Consider the following 1,386-nt stretch of genomic DNA (forward strand, 5'->3'; position numbering starts at 1 on the left):
GTCGAACGCACGCAGTGGGCCGGCGTCGCCCAGCGGGGTGCGCAGCCGGTGGTAGAGGCATTGCTGGCCCACGCGGCTCACGGTGCCATCGAGCAGAGCAAACAGCTCTTCGCCGTTCAGGTCGTGCCAGGTCTGGTTGTCGAGGTGGTGCCAGGCCGGGGCGCTGGCTTGCATGGCGTGGTAGCGGGCAATCAGGGCAACGTTGCGAAAGCGGGGCGCGGGCTGCTGCCACTCGGCTTCGAGGGCAGCCCGGCGCACGGCGGCGGAGGTCCACATGGCGGGAAAGGAGCTGGAACCGCCCCAAAAACCCGGCGCGGCGGGCAAATGTACTGGCCCGGCCCCGGCCGTTGGCTGTTGGGCGGCGGCGTCCGTATAGGCTTGCGGCTACAGCCCGGTTTTTCTTGTATTCAATGCCCACACCTATTCAGAAAGCGGCCCGCGTCGGCGGCTACGGTCTTATTTCCTTCATGGCGTTCATTGCCGTGTACGCCGGAGCAGCATTGGTCATCCCGCGCATTCCGGTGCCCAAGGCCGACCCCAACGCCCCGGCCGACGTGCCCGTGTTCCTGCACACCAACGGGGCGCATACCGACATTGTGCTGCCCGTCGTCAGCCCCGAGTTCGACTGGCGGCCGCTGCTGCCCTACGCCAACATCCCGTCGCAGGACAGTACCCTGCCCTACGTGGGCTTCGGCTGGGGCGACAAGGGCTTTTACCTCGACACGCCCACCTGGGCCGACCTCAAGTTCAGCACGGCTTTCAAGGCCGCGTTCTGGCTGGGCTCGGCTGCCATGCACACCACCTATTTCCGCACCATGGCGCCCGGCCCCCAAACTATCGAGCTGCACTTGAGCCGGGCCGAATACGCCCGCCTGGTCGAATATATCCGCACCAGCTTCCGGCAGGATGCGCAGGGCCGCTTCGAGCACATCAAAGGCCACAGCTACGCCGAAAACGACGCTTTCTACGAAGCGCCGCGCGTCTACAGCTTCCTCTACACCTGCAACACCTGGACTAACAACGGCCTGAAAGCCAGCGGCCAGCGCGCCTGCCTCTGGACGCCCACCGACAAAGGTATCTTCCACATCTACGGCCGCTAAGCCGCGAGCTGTGCCAGGCGGAGTACCCCGAATTTTTTATTCGGCCCGCCAGTCCGTCTCATTAATTCACGCATGCGGCCCGAATAAAAAATTCGGGGTACACCGCCCATGCCCGCCCCGGCGTAATTTTGCGTAACGTTGAGCGAATCTTTGTCAATCTGTTATGTCTGTTGTGAATAAGAGTCAGTTTTTGCGGGCAATGGCTTCGCCGGCGGGCCGTTTGGGGCGAGTAGCGCTGGGCGCGGGGCTGATTGGGCTGGGCCTGGGCCGGGGCCAGAAAGGCTGG

The 1,386-nt window shown here is 64.2% G+C and carries 2 protein-coding genes; one reads left to right on the plus strand and one right to left on the minus strand.

Annotation, left to right across the window (positions count from 1 at the left end; translation table 11 throughout):
* The coding region (locus tag ACYVDE_RS22860; RefSeq protein WP_460503838.1) for a hypothetical protein at positions 1–276 on the minus strand (276 nt) is incomplete at its 3' end.
* Positions 277–410: 134 nt separating this feature from the next.
* Between ACYVDE_RS22860 and ACYVDE_RS22865 the strand changes: the two genes are divergently transcribed.
* Positions 411–1,100: a DUF2459 domain-containing protein gene (locus ACYVDE_RS22865; protein WP_460503839.1), complete on the plus strand. Its 690-nt coding sequence runs from the start codon at positions 411–413 to the stop codon at positions 1,098–1,100.
* The last annotated feature ends 286 nt before the right edge of the window (positions 1,101–1,386 follow it).

Source organism: Hymenobacter agri (assembly GCF_054778495.1).

Excerpts from the sequence above, each read along its gene's own strand:
- ACYVDE_RS22865 (WP_460503839.1), top strand. The coding sequence starts at position 411 with ATGCCCACACCTATTCAGAAAGCGGCCCGCGTCGGCGGCTACGGTCTT.